Genomic DNA, 18101 nt, shown 5'->3' with positions numbered 1-18101 from the left:
CGCAGCCGGGGGGTTATACCACGGCCAGTAAACCACGCACCGCGAGCACTGTGAGGGCGATGCTGCTGATTAGAAACACACTGAAGCGCGCCATAACAATATTGCTGGTGCAGTGGATCAGGCTGTGGACGACGCGGCAGCCAACGTAGAACCAGGCGAGGTAGAGGTTCAGGCCACTGTCCTGTCCGATGACGATCAGCGCAAGACAGGTGGCATAGAAAATAGTGGGTTGCTCCATCAGGTGGTTATAGTTATCCGCCTTCCACTGTATGCGCTTGTCGAGAAGATTGCCCAGTTCGCTGGTGCGCTCTCCGGCGGTGGGGCCGAGGCGAGCTTTTTTAATGGCCGGTAGTCGCACGGTGGCCATCCAGACCAGTACCACCAGGCTCCAGATAACCAGAGTGAAAATCGGGGCGATCATTGCTGAGTTCGACATGGTGAATCTCCTGCTTTTATTGGTGTGTTGATGCTAGGCGGGATTGGCGATGAAAAGCAACTGGAACACTATTTTTAATAACGGGGAAGACATGTTCAGAAAAGCCATTTATCGCAAGAATATATTAATTACCGGTGCCAGCTCTGGTCTGGGCGAGGGTATGGCCAGAGCCTTTGCCGCCAAGGGCTGCAATCTTGCTCTGTGCGCTCGGCGCACCGACAACCTTCAGCGCATAAAGGCTGACATAGAAGCGGCCCATCCCTCGGTGACGGTGTTGGTAAAGGAATTGGATGTCTGCAATTACGAGCAGGTGTTTCAGGTGTTTGGCGAGTTCCGTGACGAGCTGGGAAGCCTTGATCGGGTGATTGTCAATGCGGGGATGGGTAAGGGGGCGTCTATGGGCACCGGCCACTTCAAAGCCAACCTGCGTACCGCTGAAACCAATTTCGTTGCTGCCCTGGCGCAATGTGAGGCGGCGATGGAGATCCTTCGCGCGCAAAACAGTGGCCACCTGGTCACCATTTCGTCGATGAGTGCCCTGCGCGGTATGCCCCGCTCGATTAATATCTACGCGGCAACCAAGGCGGGTTTGCGCACTCTGACCGAGGGGCTGCGTGCCGACGTCCTCGGCACGCCCATTGCGGTGAGCTGTATGTTGCCCGGCTTTATCCTTACCGACATCAATCGCGATTTAAAGCGCGCGCCGCTGCGGGTTGATCTCGATACCGGTTGTCGAGCGCTGATCAAGGCCATTGAGCGGGAGCCCGGTGAGGCAATGGTACCCGCTTGGCCCTGGGTGCTAATGGGTGGCCTGATGAAAGTCCTGCCGCTGTCGGTGGTGGCCAAAATGACCTGAGCCAGAGGTGCACTACCGCTGAATGAAGCGGTCGATGTACTCGGCAAAACGATCATTGATAATCGCTTCACTCAAGCCAAACTCCTCCAGCGAGTAGCGGTGCACGCCAAAGCGGCCCTGCTCATTGGTATTGTGCCACTGGGCCATTGCCGTGGCCGCCGCGGGCGTTATGTTGCGCCCGGCGCGTTGGTAGACCCGCTCGACGATACTCATAGGATTGCTGCGGACATCTTCGTAGCGGGCATCGACAATGCGCTCATCCAGTTGCAGACGTCGCCGTGAGTCCAGGTATCGATCCATTGCCATTCCCCAGTAGCGCAACACTTCCTGACCCACGCGCTCCTTGTCGATGGGGTCACCGCGCATTGCCCACATTGCGCTGACAAACTTGGCCCAGGAGGGAATGGTTTGCAGCGGGTCGCGATGGGTATGCAGGAGAGTGGCGCGGGGGTAGCAGGCCATCAGTGGCTCCATGTCAGCGAGGTAGCCAACGGCCTTCATCACCCAGGGGCGATCCTGTTTGCCACCATCCTGCCATTGCAGATACTGGAGCAGTGATTTGACATAGGCAAAGGGTTGCTCACGGGGTCGCTGTCGAACCCAGTCGAAGTATTCCGGCATAAACAGCAGTTGGTTCCATATCCAGTCGTCGAAGGTGAGCGTATACAGCAGCCATTCTTCATCGACTTCTTTCTCTTCCATATGGTGGGCGGCGTGAATATTCGGGTCGTCGGTGGCGACCAGATTGGAGGTGCCCGCAGCGGCAATTCGCGGGTCAGCACTGGCTGAGTGCGCATTGTTGCCCGGAAAGCGAGCGGGGTTCCATAAACGCCAAAACAGGGCCTTTTGAACATTGTCGGGGGAGGAAAGAATCTTCTGCATTTTGGTGGTCCCGGAGCGACCGAGGCCCAGCACGATAATGGGATCTTCCACATCCTCGTCGAGAATCTCCGGGTGGGTGGTGAGGTCGGCCTGAAAACGCAGGCGATTGACCAGACAACGGACGATATCTGCCTGGATACTGGCCAGCCCCTCCGGGTGGGGAGTCATCCCAAGGGGTACACACTCCAGCAACTTTTTCAGGGGCTCGTAAAACTCGTTACTGCCGAAATCATTGAGACCTGCCAGTTGCCGGGCCTCGGCGATGAGCGCGTCGGCGCTCAGGGCCTGGGTCAATTCCACCGATGGTGCATTCATAGTCAAACTCCGTTTATGCAATTTCAGGTATTCAATTTCAAGTGAGTGCGCTCGGGCTGAGGGGGCGGTACTTCCACAATTCGGTGATGCCGGGTGCGGCGGCGATAACATCCGGTGTGCGGTTGAACAGGCTGCTGGCCGAGGCCATGTGAGACACCTCGCGGGTGACGCGGACCTCCATGCTGGGCTTGCCTTGAACCTTCCACGCCATGTGCTCGGCTTCACCCTCCTTGAAGTCTCTGTACTCCAGGCAGGCGTTTACGGTAATGCCTTGACGAGTGGCAATGTCCACTTTCATTCGCGTCCCCACTACGGTGCCGGCGCGTAGGGTTTTCTCCAGCCAATGGCTGTAGTGATCCTCGTCCCACACGATGGCTTCCACCTGTTCGTCGATCCGGGTGACCTCCAGTCCAAGGGCATCGACGACACAGAGCGGGGGGATGGTGGCGATGCCGCCCAAACCGCCGGCACCGGCAACGTCGCTGCGGGCAAACTCCTCTAGCGACAGGCCCGCACCGCAAAAGCGAAGCAAGTGCACGCCCTGGCGGCCAATGTCGGTATGAGAGGTATGGGTCATCGACTCGATATGGGTATTGGGGCCGACCGACAGAATGCCCGCCCAGATCCGCGTCATGTCCCAGATGCCTCCGCCGGTGAAGGTCACGCCCTTGGCCAGTGCCAGAGCTTGAATCTGCTGGGCGATCTCTTGGTTGCAGCGAAAGGGGTTACAGGACTCGGCGCCGTGGCAAAGAATGTTGGCACCGCTGCCCATCAAGCGCTGGTAGGCGGGAAGGTTAACCTCCAGCCGGTCAGATACCGCGACAAAGGCGACGTCGGCATTCAGTCGGCTGTAGTCGGCGAGGTCGCAGTCTTCAACCTGTAATCCTATTGCCTCGCGACCCAACAAGCGTCCCAGATCTTGCCCGACTTTGTCTCCGGCGCGGTTATAGGCGCCGACGATCGGCCAGCCGCGGTCCAGCGCAAAGCCGGCCAGTTGCTGGCCGACAAAGCCAAGCCCATAGATGGCGATGCGCGGCGAAATTTCTGATGAATTCATGGTAGTATTTCCCGGTGGTTTTCGTTGATATAACTATTAATAAAAAAGGCTGAAAACAGGCATGTACGACAAAAATGACACCGTTGAACAGCACGAACTGATTCGCCCCAGTGAGGCCATGCGCCGTAGACCCAAGCAGGACAGGTCGAAAAAAGTTGTCGATGCCATTGTCGATGCGGCCCATCAGATTTTGCTGGAGCACGGTCGCAGTGGTCTGTCGACAACCTCTCTTGAACTGGTTTCCGGCATACCCAAGTCGTCTATTTATCAATACTTTCCCAATCTCGATGCCATCGTATTTGAGGTCTATCGAGTGGTTATTCGAGACATGCACATTAAAGGTTATCGGGAATTTCCCGGCGAGCAGGAGCATACGGTCAAGTCCTTTGTGTATTGGCTGCTCGACTGGTCGATAGAGATTCATCGGCGAGTTCTCGAAATTGATCGCACGCTGCTGCTCGAGCACAAGGGCTTCTGGGACGCATGGCAAGAGCTGGATAACAATCTGGCACCGAACGACTCCACTGAAAAATTTATCTACGACAGGCTAAAGTCCTGCTCTGATTTTATTCCGTCTGCGCACGACATGATGCATGTACATGCCCTCGGTCGCGCTGCGCAACTCATGGTGTACTCGCTGGTCTCCGATAATGCCGATTTCATTGACGACGATAGCTTTCGTGAAATGCTGGCAAGAATGTGTTGCGCAATTTTTTCGGTAGAAGGCTAACTCTGCTCATTCTTGTTTTGTATTTATCGATAACTTACTCAATATAAAATCGCAAATCCAGTCGCAAAGTGCCAATGCTTAATGGAAAGCTTCGATTTTTCCGCTTCGGTATCATTAAAAATATAAACGCTGATTTTAATCTCCATAAAAATCGTTTTTATTCAATTGCTTGCGATGATTTTTCGGGGGTTTCAAAGCTGACCTGAATCTCCTTGTTGTCATCGGTATGCTGCTGCAATATTTAGTGGTGTACAGGGACTGAAAGTATTTGCTGACGTAGCGGCGCCAGCGCGCGCCAATAATCCCTGTTTGAATTTTTATAAAAATATTTCCTACTACTAACGATAACGATGGAATTAGCTATGACAAATAATGCTGAACAGGTAGCTGTTGACGCAATGCCGGAACCCATTCCCTTTTACGTTGATGATCTGATGGCGGCGGCCACTGACGCCACCGGGCTCAGCGACTTTGGTGACCTGGGTTTTGTTAATGGATTGGAAGTGCTCGCGGCCTCGTTGCGCGAAGAGGCGAATTTGCACGAAGGCGGTGTCATTGGTCAGTCGCAGGAAATTCTCCGCCTGCTGGTGAACCGACTGCGCTATATCGACGATGTAAAAAAACACCCGGAAATTCGCGATGAAAAAATCGTGGCTCCGATTGTTGTGGTGGGATTACCCCGCACCGGTACCTCCAAGCTGCAGCGAGTGATGTCCGGCGACCCCGGTGTACAGCGTCTGGAAGTCTGGCGCTTGTTGAACCCGGCACCTTTTCCCGATGAAATTCCGGGCAAGCCTGAGGGCCGTATCGCCTTTGCCAAAGTGGTGGAAGACACCTTCAGAACCCAGTTTCCCGGTTGGATGGCCAGACATCCCATGGAAGCGGAAGAGCCGGACGAAGAGCTGTTCATTATGGAGATGTCCTTCGAAAGTTCGGTGTCGGCGATGCTCGCCCGCGCGCCGACCTTCCGTGAATTCTCCATGTCCTGTGATCCTCGGCCCACCTATAAAATTCTGTTTGAAATGATGCAGTACCTGCAGTGGCAGGATGGCGGAGCGCGGGGCCGCCCCTGGATTATGAAATCGCCGGTACATGTTGGCTATCTCGACACCCTGTTTGAGTTCTTCCCCGACGCCACAGTAGTGCATTGCCATCGCGATCCGGTGAAAACGGTGCCGTCCTTTGCAACCACGATTCACGAGCTGCGCCGGACCACCACCGACGAAATCGACCCGGTTGAGGTAGGCCGCGAATGGTTTGACTACTGGGCGCGATTGACCGATCGGTACTTGCAAGTGCGCGACACGCTGCCGCTGGATCAAATCGTTAATGCCACCTTTGAGGAAATCTGTGCTGACCCCATCGCGGTTATTGGCAGAGTTTATGAAAAGGCCGGTCGGGAGCTTACCGAAGATGCGATTGCCGGATGTCGGGATTACGACAATCGACGCCCGGCCAATCACTGGGGGGCCTATGACTACACCCTGGAGGAGTATGGTCTGGAGGCTGGGGAGATCCGTCGGCGCTTTGCCGAATACCTGAAATTGTTCGGTTAACAGGTGGGCTGACCATGACAAACACAATATTGGCGGCGTGGCAGAATACGCCTGCCGTAAGCGGTCACACCCCTGAAATCTGGCGGGCATTGAGTCAGGCGGTCAGCGAGCTGGAAGGCATTGTGTGGGCTGACCCCAGAGTGACTGACGACCTGACCCGCGCCGAAGGTGTGCGCTATTTAACCCGGCTGATCGCCGGGGCGATTCCGATGACGATGGAGTGCTGGGATGTGGAATACCCGACACTGTTCAAATTCCTGTCGTCGCGTATTCAATATGGCCTGCCCGCGGCTGACGCCCTGTATCAGTGGGCGCCGGTTCACGGTGACTATGTTTATCGCATCAAGGGGCGGCGTGGCTCAGCCCATATGCTGGATATTGAAACCCGTGTCGGCCACTTCGCCCATATCGGTGATTGGCAAATTTACGACCGCTGCGGCGATTTTGCCGTCGACGACGATGGCACTATCGAGATCGTCCTGAGCCACCGGGAACAGCCGGGAAACTGGGTAAAAATTCCCCAAGGTTACGGCGATATTATTTTCCGGCAGTACTTCTACGACTGGGCCACGGAATCGCCCGCTGAGGTGATTATCAGCAGGGATCACGCGCGCTATCCGGCGCCACCCTGTACAGCTGAAAGTCTGGCGCTGCGCAGCCGTTTGTTGCTTGACTGGCTGAGAAATTTGCCGGATTTCTTTGCTGAACAGGTGAAGAGTTATTACGCCAATCCCGGCAATACGATGGTCTTTGATGAGGTATCTATCGGTTGGGCTGAACTGCGTTATGGAAAAATGGCCTATGAGTGTGCCGAAGATGAGGCTTTGATCATCGAAGTAGTGCCGCCGAAGGCTGAGTATTGGAGCGTACAGCTATACAGCCATTACTGGGACGCCAGAGACTGGGCTCTGCGCCAGACCTCGATCAACGGCCACCAGGCGGTGCTCGATAGCGAGGGCGTGTTTCGCGCAGTACTTAGCCATCGCGACCCGGGTGTGGACAATTGGCTTGATCTGGCGGGGCATGTGACTGGGCTGCTGTCGGCGCGTTACTTCCGAGCGAAGACGGTACCTGTGCCTAGTGTGAAGCGGGTAAAACTGGCTGACATCGCTGAATATTTTTCCGAACACGAACGGAGCATTTCCGCTGAGCAGCGCAGTGAACAGTTGCGTCGTCGGCACGAGTCGGTGATTCGACGCGGCTGTTTATAAGCAGACTCAATTAATGAGCAGGTAATAAAGTCAGGCCGTGAATAGTCACCGCGGCGACTTCTGCCGAAACACAATAACGTTAAAACCAAAGGAACATGACATGTCATACTTAAACGAACTGTTTAGCAATGAGGGCAAAGTTGCCCTGGTCACCGGGTCTGGTAGTGGAATGGGGGTCGCCTTTGCACACGCACTGGCAAAATCCGGGGCGAAGGTGATTTGCGCCGCGCGGCGTGTTGAGCATATTGAAAAAGTTGCTGCGGAGATTGTGGCGGCGGGCGGAGAGGCGGTTGCTCTGGCGCTGGATATCGGCGACACCGAAAGTGTTCATAATGTGTTTGAACAGGCCGCTGAAATATACGGCGGTGTGGATATTTTGGTGAACAACGCCGGACAGATTCAATTCAAGCCCTTCCCCGATGTCGAGGATGATGAGTGGAATAATCTGGTGAACGTCAACCTCACCGGCACCATGCGCATGTCCAGGGAGTTTGCCAAGCGGCGCATAGCGGCGGGCAAAACCGGCAGCATCGTCAATGTCACCTCCATCACCGGTATGCAGACACTGAAAAATGTGCCCTGTTACGGCAGCGTGAAAGCAGCGCTGAATCAGCTGACCAAGCAAGTTGCCGCGGACCTGTTTGGCACCGGCATTCGCTGCAATGCGATCGCGCCGGGTTATTTTATGACCGAAATGGTGGATTGGTATTTTGAGACGGAGCAGGGCAAGGCGGAAGTAGCGCGGCTACCCTCCCAGCGCATCGGTGATGTCAAAGAGCTTGAGGGGGCGCTGTTGCTGCTGTGCAGTGAGGCCTCAAGTTTTATCAACGGTGCTGTGCTCCCCGTCGATTACGGCCACAATATTATGTTGGCTTAAGCTCAACGGCTCGGACAGCCGGAATGTGACGCCGGTTGCCCGGGCTCGTCGCGGAGAATGTTATCTGCGCAAACACTGGCCGAATGAACAATAAACCGTCATAATTCATACCTATTTAAATGGGTAGGGGTATTTCGGTCATGAATTTGTCGCGCATCGATCTCAATCTTCTGGTTTATCTCGATGTGCTGCTGCGGGAGAAGAATGTGACCCGTGCGGCGGAGCAATTGGGTATTACCCAGCCAGCATTGAGCAACGGCCTGCGCCGACTGCGGGATTTGTTCAATGATCCGCTGTTGGTGCGTACCAGCGAGGGCATGACGCCGACGGAGCGGGCGCTGGAATTGCAGCCCCAGGTCCGCAATATTCTGGCCTCGGTGGAGCAGGCGGTATTGCCGGTGTCGGACTTTGAGGTGACGGAAAGCAGCCGAGTATTTCGCATTATGGCCAGTGACTATGCGGAATCCACGTTATTGACCCGGCTGTTGTTCAAGCTGCGGGACGAGGCCCCCAATATTACCCTGGATATTCTGACCCCTTCCGATGTGACCTTTCAGGACCTGGAGCAGGGCAAAATCGATATGGCGGTGAACCGCTTCGACCGCTTGCCCCAGTCCTTTCACCAGGCCACCGTGTGGCGCGACAGCTTTTCCTGCTTGATGAGCAGCGAGAATAAAGCGCTGGAAAACTTTGATATGGACGCCTTTCTGGCGGCTCCCCATATTTGGGTGAGCAAGACCGGTATGGGTGTAGGTCGCGGTATGAGCCATCGCGACAGCCAGCGCCTGGGTTGGGTGGATGAAGCGCTGGCGGAGGTCGGCCACGAGAGGCAGATTCGCGTGTTTACCCGCCATTATCAGGTGGCGGCGCTGTTGGCGCGCCACCCCGATCTGATCGCGACACTGCCGACTCAGGTGGCCAAACTCTACGTGGACGACCCTCGACTGGCCGTGCGCAAGCCGCCCTTTATGATTATTCCCATCGAGCTGAAACTGGCCTGGAGCCCGCTGTTGCAGCATGATCCGGGGCATATCTGGCTGCGCCGCAGAATCGTCGAGATGGGGCAGGAAATGATCGCCCACGGCTAGGGGCGAAAATCGCGATAATCCGCGTCAATTTCGCCCGCGAACGTGACCTCGTCATATAAAGCTGTCATGCTTACCGGTTCATTTTAACGGGAGGTTCCCATGAATATTGCCAATGATTGCGTGGTGGCGTTTCACTACACCCTAACCGATGACAATGGGGTGGAAATTGATTCGTCCAAAGGCCAGGAGCCTTTGGCGTATCTGCATGGCCACGGCGGCATCATTCCAGGTCTGGAAAACGAGCTGTCGGGCAAAGCCGCAGGCGATGCACTTAAAGTAACCGTTCAGCCAGGTGAAGCCTATGGCGAGCTGAATCCGGAACTGATCCAGGCAGTGCCCCGTGAGGCCTTCCAGGGTGTAGACCAGATCGAAGTGGGTATGCAGTTTCAGGCTCAGGGTCAGGGCGGTCAGGTTCAGATGGTTGTGGTCAAGGAAGTGACCGATGAAACTGTCACTGTTGACGCCAACCACCCTCTGGCGGGTCAGGTGTTGCACTTTGACGTTGCTATTGACTCGGTGCGTGCAGCCAGCGCAGAAGAACTTGAGCACGGCCACGTTCACGGTGCCGGCGGACATCAGCACTGATCGCATAAGTGCTCGATACCCTTAAGGGGTCGTAGACCCCTTAAATATCCCTTACTTATCCCCGTTATTCCTTCCCTCATGCCTGACAGGCATTCTGTCGCCTTCTTCGCGCCATAAGAAATTAGTTACCTGCCGCCGTCGGCGGGATTTTGCTGCTACGCTATTTTTATAGCGCTGAAGCAAAAGCTGCATCGCTTTGCCGCTGAGCCTGTTGGTTTCGGCGGAAAACCTGGGTTGGCAAGAAACCTGCTTACTATAATAAGAGAGTGCTGAGGAGGCTGAAATTGGCCGAAGTAATTGATGGTATTGAAGAATTTCTAGCCGAAGAACGGCTGCCCGCGAGTTATTCCGAGCAGGTCTCGGCGTATTTTCAGCCCTTTATCTCCGCCCTGGAAAAGCCGATGCGCAGTGGTGATTTGCGGGTGCTGGGCATTCACGGTGCCCAGGGAAGCGGAAAATCAACATTGGCGGGGTATTTCGCCTGGTATCTGCGGCGGCGGGGACTGTCGGTGGCGGTGGTGTCTCTGGACGATTTTTATCTGCGCCGCGCCGAGCGCGAGGAGATGGCCGAGCTGGTGCACCCACTATTCGCGACCCGGGGAGTGCCGGGTACCCACGATGTTCGGTTGGGTGTGGAGACCTTGCAGCAGCTGTTGGCTCTGAGGGCAGGCGAGAGCTTGCCGGTGCCCCGCTTCGATAAATTGGCCGACGACCGCTTCGCCGAGGAAAAGTGGAGTCGTCTGCAGGGGCCAGTGGACGTGGTAATTTTTGAAGGCTGGTGCGTTGGCGCGCTGCCGCAGAGTGACGATGAGCTTGTGCCGCCGGTGAATGAACTGGAGCGACTGGAAGACGCTGAGGGGCGCTGGCGCCAGCGGGTGAACGACATGCTGGCCCACGAGTACCAGCGATGGTTCGCCCACATTGACTACCTGTTGATGCTGGAGGCGCCGGGCTTCGCCTGTGTGGCTGAGTGGCGGCTGGAGCAGGAGCAGCGCCTTGCCGCGCGTCGTGGGCAGGCCGCCGCAATGGATGCCGAGGCTGTGGGCCGCTTTGTCAGTTACTATCAGCGGCTGACCGAGCACAGTTTACGTGAGCTGCCGATTACGGCTGACGGTGTGATGAGACTGGATGTTGACCGCAATGTGGTCGAAATGCGAACGCGGCAATAAGGGGTATTGGTGAGCGATTCCTATCTCGTATTTACTGATCTGGATGGCACCCTGCTGGATCACGACACTTATTCCTTCGCGCCCGCTGCCGAGGCCATGCGTCTGCTGGCAGCAAGGGAAATTCCCTGGGTATTCAATACCAGCAAAACCCGGGCGGAGTTGGCGGTACTGCGGGAACAACTGGGCAATCCCCACCCCTTTATTGTCGAAAACGGCGCAGCGGTGTTTTTCCCCGAGGGCTGTGGGAGAAACGATATTGCACTGGAATGGGTCGATGGTATGCGCTGCAAGCGTTTTGCCCCGGAACGGGGCGATATCCTCGCCCTGCTGGCTCGGTGGCGGGAAGTCTACGGGTTTCGTTTTCGGGGATTTGCCGATATGACGGCGCAGGAGCTGAGTGAAGTCTGTGGTCTGCACCAAAATGAAGCGAGCCTGGCCTTGGATCGGCATTTCTCGGAACCAATTCTGTGGCAGGACAGCGACGACAACTGGCAGCGCTTTGCCGAAGGCTTGGCCAATAGCGGTTTACAGGCGCTCAAAGGAGGGCGCTTTATCCATATTATGGGCGCAGCGGACAAAGGCGCCGCGATGCAGTGGCTGGCAGCAGTGCTGGATCCTGAGGGTGAAGCGCTAACGGTGGCACTGGGAGACAGTCACAACGATGTGGCAATGCTACAAGCCGCCGATATTGCCGTGGTGGTGCGTTCGCCACACCATGTTCCGCCGGTCATCAAGTCGCCAAGTGGCGAGGTTATTATCACCGAAGGCTATGGCCCCTCCGGCTGGAATGAGGCGCTGCGGGCCATTTTATCGCCCTGAATATTTGGGCGTTTAACGATCTATAACAATGAATTAAGGAAGCGCAACTGCGATGGGTGATTTCTACCAAAACGGCATTATTACGACACTGCACAATTTGGTCGACCGACCGATTGAGCAGCTTGAGGCGGAGCTGGAGGCTTTTTCGCTGCGGCGACCTATGGCGCTGGTGCTGCCGTCACTGTATTCGGAGCTGGAAGGGCCTGCTCTGAACCATATTATTGATGAGTTGGCCAAGGTCACCTACATCGACGAAATTGTCATCGGTCTGGACCAGGCCAACGAGGAGCAGTATCGACACGCCCTTCACTTTTTCTCGCGGCTTCCCCAGCGTCACCGCGTATTGTGGAACGACGGACCGCGACTCAAGGCGATAGACCAGCGTTTGCAGGAGCGGGGTTTGGCGCCACTGGAGGCCGGCAAGGGGCGCAATGTCTGGTATTGCCTGGGCTATGTGCTGGGTTCGGGCAGAGCCGAGGCTATTGCCCTGCACGACTGCGATATTCTCACCTACGATCGCCGTCTGCTGGCGCAACTGTTTTATCCCATCGCCAACCCCGGTTTTAACTATGAGTTCTGCAAGGGCTATTACTCCCGTGTTGCCGACGGTCGGGTAAACGGTCGGGTGAGTCGCTTGCTGGTGACTCCCCTGATTCGTTCGTTGAAGAAAATCTTTGGCGACCTGGAATATCTGGAGTACCTCGACAGCTATCGCTACCCCCTGTCGGGGGAGTTCTCCATGCGCAAGGATGTATTGAACGATCTGCGAATTCCCAGTGACTGGGGCCTGGAAATCGGCGTGTTGTCGGAAATGTATCGCAACTATTCGACCAACCGTCTGTGCCAGGTGGATATTGCCGACGCTTATGACCACAAGCACCAATCTCTGTCGGCGGGAGACGACAGCGGCGGCCTGTCGAAAATGTCGATTGATATCAGCAAGGCCATTTTTCGCAAGCTGGCGACCAACGGGGTGGTGTTTACCAATGAAACCTTCCGTTCGATCAAAGCCACCTATTATCGCGTGGCGCTGGATTTTATCGAGAGTTACCGCAACGATGCGGTGATGAATGGCCTTGAGCTGGATTTGCACGGCGAGGAACAGGCGGTAGAGCTGTTTGCAGGCAATATCGTCAAGGCCGGTAACACCTTTCTGGACAACCCCATGGAAACCCCTTTTATTCCCAGCTGGAACCGGGTGGCCAGCGCCGAGCCGGGTTTGCAGGACGACCTGATGCTGGCGGTGGCGGCCGACTGTGAAGAGTACAGCCAATGAGTGATGTCGCCGCGCGGGAGCATTTACAGCAACGCCTGGCGGGTCATCTGGCGGTGATATATCCCGCTCAGGACAACGCTGCATTGGTGGATGCTATCGAGCAGATTATGCGACTGGAGCAGCGCTGCTTTCTTCCCGAGGCCCATAAAAATCTGTGGGACGAGAGCGACTGTCTGGTCATTACCTACGGCGACTCATTGATCAAAGAGGGCGAATGGCCGCTGCATACCCTGCATACCTTTTTGCGTGAGGAGCTGAAGGGGCTGGTCAGCGGTGTGCATATACTGCCGTTCTATCCGTGGAGTTCCGACGACGGCTTTTCGGTTATCAACTATGTCGAGGTCAATCCGTCACTGGGTGAGTGGCAGGACATCACCGCTATTTCGCGTGACTTTGATTTGATGGCGGACCTGGTGATTAATCACTGCTCGGCGCGCAGTCAGTGGTTCGAAAATTTCAAACAGCGAAAACACCCAGGGCTGAACTACTTTGTTGAGGAAAGCCCCGACACAGATCTGTCGGCGGTGGTCAGGCCTCGCACCAGTCCGCTGTTGGCGGAAGTGCAAACGCTGGAGGGGAAAAAACATGTCTGGTGTACCTTCAGTCACGATCAGGTCGATCTGAATTTTCGCAATCCGGAGGTGTTACTGGAGTTTATTCGTATTGTGCGCCACTACCTCGACCACGGGGTCAAAATCTTCCGCCTGGATGCGGTGGCATTTCTGTGGAAAGACGTGGGCACCAGTTGTCTTAACCTGGAGCAGACCCACGAGGTGGTGCGCCTGTTGCGCAGCGTGATTGAACACGCGGTACCCGACGCCATCATAATCACCGAGACCAATATTCCCCTGCGCGAAAACCTGGCGTACTTCGGCAATGCCAATGAGGCCCATATGGTCTACAACTTTTCGCTGCCGCCGTTGTTGCTCAACACAATGGTCACGGAGAACTGCCACGCTCTGAAAAACTGGATGATGGGTATGCCGGCGGCGCAGGACGGCACTACTTACTTTAATTTTATCGCCTCCCACGACGGTATTGGTTTGCGCCCGGCGGAGGGCTTGCTGAGCGACGGCGAAATTGACGAGCTGGTGGCATTGATGCAGCAGAGCGGCGGGCGGGTGTCGTGGCGGGCCTTGGGCAATGGCGAAAACCGCCCCTACGAAATCAATATCAGTCTATTCGACGCCATGCGCCGCAGTAATAAGCGGGGAGAGGACGGTTTTCAGGAGGCGCGCTTTGTCTGCGCCCATGCGCTGATGCTGGCAGTGCAGGGCTTGCCTGCCTTTTATATTCACAGCCTGCTCAGCACTGAAAACGATGAAAAGCGGTTGGAACATACCGGCCACAATCGCGCTATCAATCGCCATCAGTGGCAGCTTGATACCTTGCGCGATACTTTGTCGCAGGACAACCATCACCGACGCATTCTGGATGAGCTGAAGGCACTGATTGCGCTTCGAGGCCAACAACCTGCTTTCCATCCCAATGCCGCCCAATACCCTCTGCACCTTGGCGAGCAGGTGTTCGGTATTCGCCGCGAAAGTCGCAGCAAGGATTTGCGCGATCCGCAGACGATTGTCGCGGTATACAACATCAGCGGCGAGCCACAGCGGATATCGCTGTCGGAGCTGAACCTCGACGCGGAGTTGACCTGGACAGAGCTGCTCAGTGGTAGCGAGGTAGTCGGGGAGCAGGGCGTTTTAAATCTGCCCCCCTATGCGTATTGCTGGTTTCAGGCGCGCTATCCCCGCCGCCACTGAGTGCGGCGGAGGGTTTGTTTCTCAGGTATTTTTGCGCTGGGCGATCAGGTCTTCCACCACCGAAGGGTCGGCCAGAGTAGAGGTGTCCCCCAGGGTATCCAGTTCGTTCGCGGCGATCTTGCGTAGAATCCGGCGCATAATTTTACCTGAGCGGGTTTTCGGCAGTCCCGGCGCCCACTGGATCTGGTCGGGTTTGGCAATGGGGCCAATCTCTCTGGTACACAGGGCAATCAACTCGGCGATGAGCGCGTCGTCGCCGTCAACGCCATTCATCAAGGTCACGTAGGCGTAAATTCCCTGGCCCTTGATGTCGTGGGGAAAGCCGACCACAGCCGCTTCGGCGACCTTGTCGTGAAGCACTAACGCACTTTCGACCTCTGCGGTGCCCATGCGGTGGCCGGACACATTGAGTACATCATCGACCCGGCCAGTGATCCAGTAGTCGCCGTCGGCGTCGCGACGGGCGCCGTCACCGGTAAAGTAGTAGCCGGGGTAAGTGCTGAAATAAGTGTCGATCATTCGTTGGTGATCGCCGTAGACGCTGCGAATCTGGCCGGGCCAGGAGCGCTTGATGGCCAGTAGACCCTCGGCGGCACCCTCCAGTTCGTTGCCTTCATTGTCGAGCAGCACCGGCTCCACGCCGAAGAAGGGCTTGGTGGCTGCGCCGGGTTTCATTGCTGTTGCGCCGGGCAGGGGGGTGAGCATATGGGCACCGGTTTCAGTTTGCCACCAGGTGTCGACAATGGGGCAGCGTCCATCGCCCACGACGCGGTGATACCACTCCCAGGCCTCGGGGTTGATGGGCTCGCCTACGGTGCCGAGCAGGCGCAAGCTGCTGCGAGAGCAGCGCTGCACGTAGTCATCGCCGGCGCCCATCAAGGCGCGCAGGGCGGTGGGGGCGGTGTAAAAAATGCTCACGTCGTGTTTGTCCACCACCTGCCAGCAACGGGAGGCGTCAGGGTAGGTTGGCACACCTTCAAACAGCAGGGTGGTCCCGCCGTTTGCCAGCGGGCCGTACACAATGTAGCTATGGCCGGTGATCCAGCCAACGTCGGCGGTACACCAGAAGACTTCGCCGTCCTTGTAGTCGAAAACGTATTTGTGGCTCATTGCCGAGTGCAGCAAATAACCGCCGCTGGTATGCAACACACCCTTGGGCTTGCCGGTGGAGCCGGAGGTGTAGAGGATGAACAGCGGGTGTTCGCTGTCGAAGGCCTCCGCTGGGCAGTCGTTGCTTGCCGCAGCCATTTCCACGTCGTAGCGGAGGTCGCGGCCCTGTTGCCATTCAATGTCGGCGCCGGTGCGGGATACGACCAGGCACTTTTCCACGCTGGGGCATTCGGCCAGCGCGACATCGGCGTTAGCCTTCAGCGGCACTTTTTTACCGCCGCGTATGCCTTCGTCCGCAGTAATCAGTAACTTGCATTCAGCGTTCTGAATACGGTCCTTCAAGGCCTCGGGAGAGAAGCCGCCAAATACGACAGAGTGTATGGCGCCAATGCGGGCACAGGCGAGCATGGCATAGGCGGCTTCAGGGATCATGGGCATGTAGATACATACCCGGTCTCCGGCACCGACGCCCTGGGTTTTCAGCACATTGGCCAGGCGGCATACGGCCTCGTGGAGCTGACGGTAGGTAATGTTGTGGCTGTGGGCGGGGTCGTCGCCCTCCCAGATTATGGCGACTTGATCGGCGCGGGTCGCGAGGTGGCGGTCAATGCAGTTGTAGCTGACATTGAGCTTTGCGCCGTCGAACCAGCGCGCTTCGCCTTTGGGAAAATCGTAGTCACATACGGTGTGCCAGGGGGTGTCCCAGCTCAGAAAGGTCTTCGCCTGCTCTGCCCAGAAATTGTCAGGGTCGTTAAGAGAGCGCTGGTACATGTCGTCATAACGCGCCTTGTCGACATGCGCGTGGCGGGCAAATTCGCTGGGCACGGGGTGGGGCGTGAAGCTTGTCATAGAGCATCCTGTCGCGATTTATGAATTTTGTTGAGGCGCACTGCCAATGGGTGACGCTCAGCATAACGCTGACGACCTTTGGGATAAAGACCGTATCGGCAGGGGGTTGGTTCTGTATCGGGAGGGAGGAGGCGCGACCGGCAAAGCCGGCCGCACTTGCGTCAGGCGACTTGAACGGGAATGGCGTTGCTGGAGTGGCTGACGGTATTGTCGGGGTTCATGTAGATCAAGCGCGGCTTGAAGTTGATCAACTCGGCCTCGGTGTAACTGGCATAGGCGCAGATAATGATCGTGTCATCGACGCCGGCCTTGTGTGCCGCTGCGCCATTGATCGAAATAATCCCGCTGTTGTCTTCGCCGCGAATAGCATAGGTGGTAAACCGCTCGCCATTGGTGACGTTGTAGATCTGGATCTGCTCGAACTCACGGATACCCGACATGTCGAGCAGTTTTCCATCTATGGCGCAGGAGCCTTCATAATCCAATACGGCGTGGGTTACACGAGCTTTATGGAGTTTGGCTTTCAGCATAACGGACTGCATAACGCTGTTCCTTTCTCTTCGGTCTCAGTAGCGGGCTTAATTAGCCGCCAGCATACCCCAGTCTGCGCTGGGATTCATGGTCAGGGTGACATTGTCGATGAGTCTGGTGCTGCCAAGTTTGGCGGCGGCCAGAATCACGACTTCCTCGGTGTCCGGGCTAACTTCGCCAAGACTGCGGGCGTCGCAGATATTGAAGTAGTCGGGCTCAAAGCCGGCGTCCCGCAATACCTGTTCGGCGTGTGCTTCAAGCACGCTGTAACTGTCATAGTCGCAGGCGATGGCCTCGCGAGTCTCTTGCAGAATGCGGTGCAATACCGGTGCAATTTGCCGTTGCTCCTCGCTTAGGTAGCCATTGCGCGAGCTGAGGGCCAGGCCATCTTCGGCACGGGCGGTGGCAACACCAATAATATTGATCGGCATGCACAGGTCTCGGGCCATCTTGCGGATGACGCTGAGTTGCTGGAAATCTTTCTCGCCAAACACGGCAACATCGGGCTGGACGATGTTGAACAGTTTATTGACGATGGTGGCGACGCCGGTGAAGTGGCCGGGTCGGCTGGCTCCGCAATGTTTTTCCGAAATCGCCGGAACTGAAACCTTGCTGTGGCTGTCCATCCCTTCGGGATAGATTTCCTCAACCGGCGGCTGGAATAAAAACTGAACACCCTCGGCAAACAGCTTTTCCTTGTCAGCGGAAAGCGTGCGGGGGTAGGTGCTCAAATCCTCGCTGGCAGAGAATTGCAGCGGGTTGATGAAAATACTGACGACAACGACGTCAGCTTCACGGCGGGCGCGGCGCACAAGTTCAATATGACCTTCGTGGAGATTTCCCATCGTCGGGACGAAGGCAACAGTTTTTCCTGCGCGGCGTGCTGCGGAAATCGCGGCCCGGAGTGCTGTGGCTGTGCTGTATGTTTTCATACCACCCAACTTCCCAATCTCGATCTTCGTTGGAATAACGAAGGCAGTTTGCTGTGAAG

At 56.4% G+C, this 18101-nt stretch carries 17 protein-coding genes; 11 read left to right on the top strand and 6 right to left on the bottom strand.

Features of this window, described 5'->3' with window-relative positions; translation table 11 throughout:
• Positions 1–13: 13 nt before the first annotated feature.
• Entirely contained in the window at positions 14–436 is a 423-nt protein-coding gene (locus tag HCU74_RS11470) for an MAPEG family protein (protein WP_168450561.1), read from the bottom strand.
• Positions 437–485: 49 nt separating this feature from the next.
• Between HCU74_RS11470 and HCU74_RS11465 the strand changes: the two genes are divergently transcribed.
• Entirely contained in the window at positions 486–1292 is an 807-nt protein-coding gene (locus HCU74_RS11465) for an SDR family oxidoreductase (RefSeq protein ID WP_246864614.1), read from the top strand.
• Positions 1293–1304: 12 nt separating this feature from the next.
• On the opposite strand, the gene HCU74_RS11460 is transcribed toward HCU74_RS11465, so the two are convergent.
• Complete coding sequence (locus HCU74_RS11460; protein WP_168450560.1) at positions 1305–2489, bottom strand: sulfotransferase family protein; 1185 nt, start codon at positions 2487–2489, stop codon at positions 1305–1307.
• 37 nt (positions 2490–2526) lie between these two features.
• Positions 2527–3546, bottom strand: coding sequence for a hypothetical protein (locus tag HCU74_RS11455; protein WP_168450559.1), 1020 nt, complete (start codon positions 3544–3546; stop codon positions 2527–2529).
• Positions 3547–3607: 61 nt separating this feature from the next.
• Between HCU74_RS11455 and HCU74_RS11450 the strand changes: the two genes are divergently transcribed.
• The 10 genes from HCU74_RS11450 to HCU74_RS11405 all read left to right on the top strand — a co-directional run bounded on the left by HCU74_RS11450 (position 3608) and on the right by HCU74_RS11405 (position 14620).
• A complete protein-coding gene (locus tag HCU74_RS11450) occupies positions 3608–4276 on the top strand; it encodes a TetR/AcrR family transcriptional regulator (RefSeq protein WP_168450558.1) in 669 nt (222 codons plus the stop codon).
• 362 nt (positions 4277–4638) lie between these two features.
• A complete protein-coding gene (locus tag HCU74_RS11445) occupies positions 4639–5832 on the top strand; it encodes a sulfotransferase family protein (protein WP_168450557.1) in 1194 nt (397 codons plus the stop codon).
• 14 nt (positions 5833–5846) lie between these two features.
• The gene (locus HCU74_RS11440; RefSeq protein ID WP_168450556.1) at positions 5847–7043 is read left to right on the top strand and encodes a DUF1214 domain-containing protein; all 1197 of its coding nucleotides are present in this window, start codon (positions 5847–5849) and stop codon (positions 7041–7043) included.
• A 100-nt stretch (positions 7044–7143) separates the two neighbouring features.
• Positions 7144–7920 carry an SDR family NAD(P)-dependent oxidoreductase gene (locus HCU74_RS11435; protein WP_168450555.1) on the top strand — a complete coding sequence of 259 codons (777 nt, stop codon included), beginning with the start codon at positions 7144–7146 and terminating at the stop codon, positions 7918–7920.
• 140 nt (positions 7921–8060) lie between these two features.
• Positions 8061–9008 carry a LysR family transcriptional regulator gene (locus HCU74_RS11430; protein ID WP_168450554.1) on the top strand — a complete coding sequence of 316 codons (948 nt, stop codon included), beginning with the start codon at positions 8061–8063 and terminating at the stop codon, positions 9006–9008.
• A 99-nt stretch (positions 9009–9107) separates the two neighbouring features.
• Positions 9108–9593 (top strand): FKBP-type peptidyl-prolyl cis-trans isomerase, encoded by a 486-nt coding sequence (locus tag HCU74_RS11425; protein ID WP_168450553.1) that lies wholly within the window; start codon positions 9108–9110, stop codon positions 9591–9593.
• Between the two features lie 284 nt (positions 9594–9877).
• Positions 9878–10762 (top strand): phosphoribulokinase, encoded by an 885-nt coding sequence (locus HCU74_RS11420; RefSeq protein ID WP_246864613.1) that lies wholly within the window; start codon positions 9878–9880, stop codon positions 10760–10762.
• Between the two features lie 9 nt (positions 10763–10771).
• Positions 10772–11581 (top strand): HAD hydrolase family protein, encoded by an 810-nt coding sequence (locus tag HCU74_RS11415; RefSeq protein ID WP_168450552.1) that lies wholly within the window; start codon positions 10772–10774, stop codon positions 11579–11581.
• A 52-nt stretch (positions 11582–11633) separates the two neighbouring features.
• The gene (locus HCU74_RS11410; RefSeq protein WP_168450551.1) at positions 11634–12857 is read left to right on the top strand and encodes a glycosyltransferase family protein; all 1224 of its coding nucleotides are present in this window, start codon (positions 11634–11636) and stop codon (positions 12855–12857) included.
• The gene (locus HCU74_RS11405; protein ID WP_168450550.1) at positions 12854–14620 is read left to right on the top strand and encodes an alpha-amylase family glycosyl hydrolase; all 1767 of its coding nucleotides are present in this window, start codon (positions 12854–12856) and stop codon (positions 14618–14620) included. Before HCU74_RS11410 ends, HCU74_RS11405 begins: the two co-directional genes overlap by 4 nt.
• Positions 14621–14641: 21 nt before the next feature.
• On the opposite strand, the gene acs is transcribed toward HCU74_RS11405, so the two are convergent.
• The 3 genes from acs to panC all read right to left on the bottom strand — a co-directional run bounded on the left by acs (position 14642) and on the right by panC (position 18042).
• Entirely contained in the window at positions 14642–16579 is a 1938-nt protein-coding gene (gene acs, locus HCU74_RS11400) for an acetate--CoA ligase (protein WP_168450549.1), read from the bottom strand.
• 161 nt (positions 16580–16740) lie between these two features.
• Complete coding sequence (gene panD, locus HCU74_RS11395) at positions 16741–17121, bottom strand: aspartate 1-decarboxylase (RefSeq protein WP_168450548.1); 381 nt, start codon at positions 17119–17121, stop codon at positions 16741–16743.
• A gap of 36 nt (positions 17122–17157) precedes the next feature.
• Positions 17158–18042, bottom strand: coding sequence for a pantoate--beta-alanine ligase (panC, locus tag HCU74_RS11390; protein WP_168450547.1), 885 nt, complete (start codon positions 18040–18042; stop codon positions 17158–17160).
• Positions 18043–18101: the final 59 nt, after the last annotated feature.

Origin of the sequence: Spongiibacter thalassae (assembly GCF_012272835.1) — a bacterium.
Lineage (GTDB): Bacteria > Pseudomonadota > Gammaproteobacteria > Pseudomonadales > Spongiibacteraceae > Spongiibacter > Spongiibacter thalassae.
This window is presented reverse-complemented; position numbering and strand designations above follow the sequence as displayed.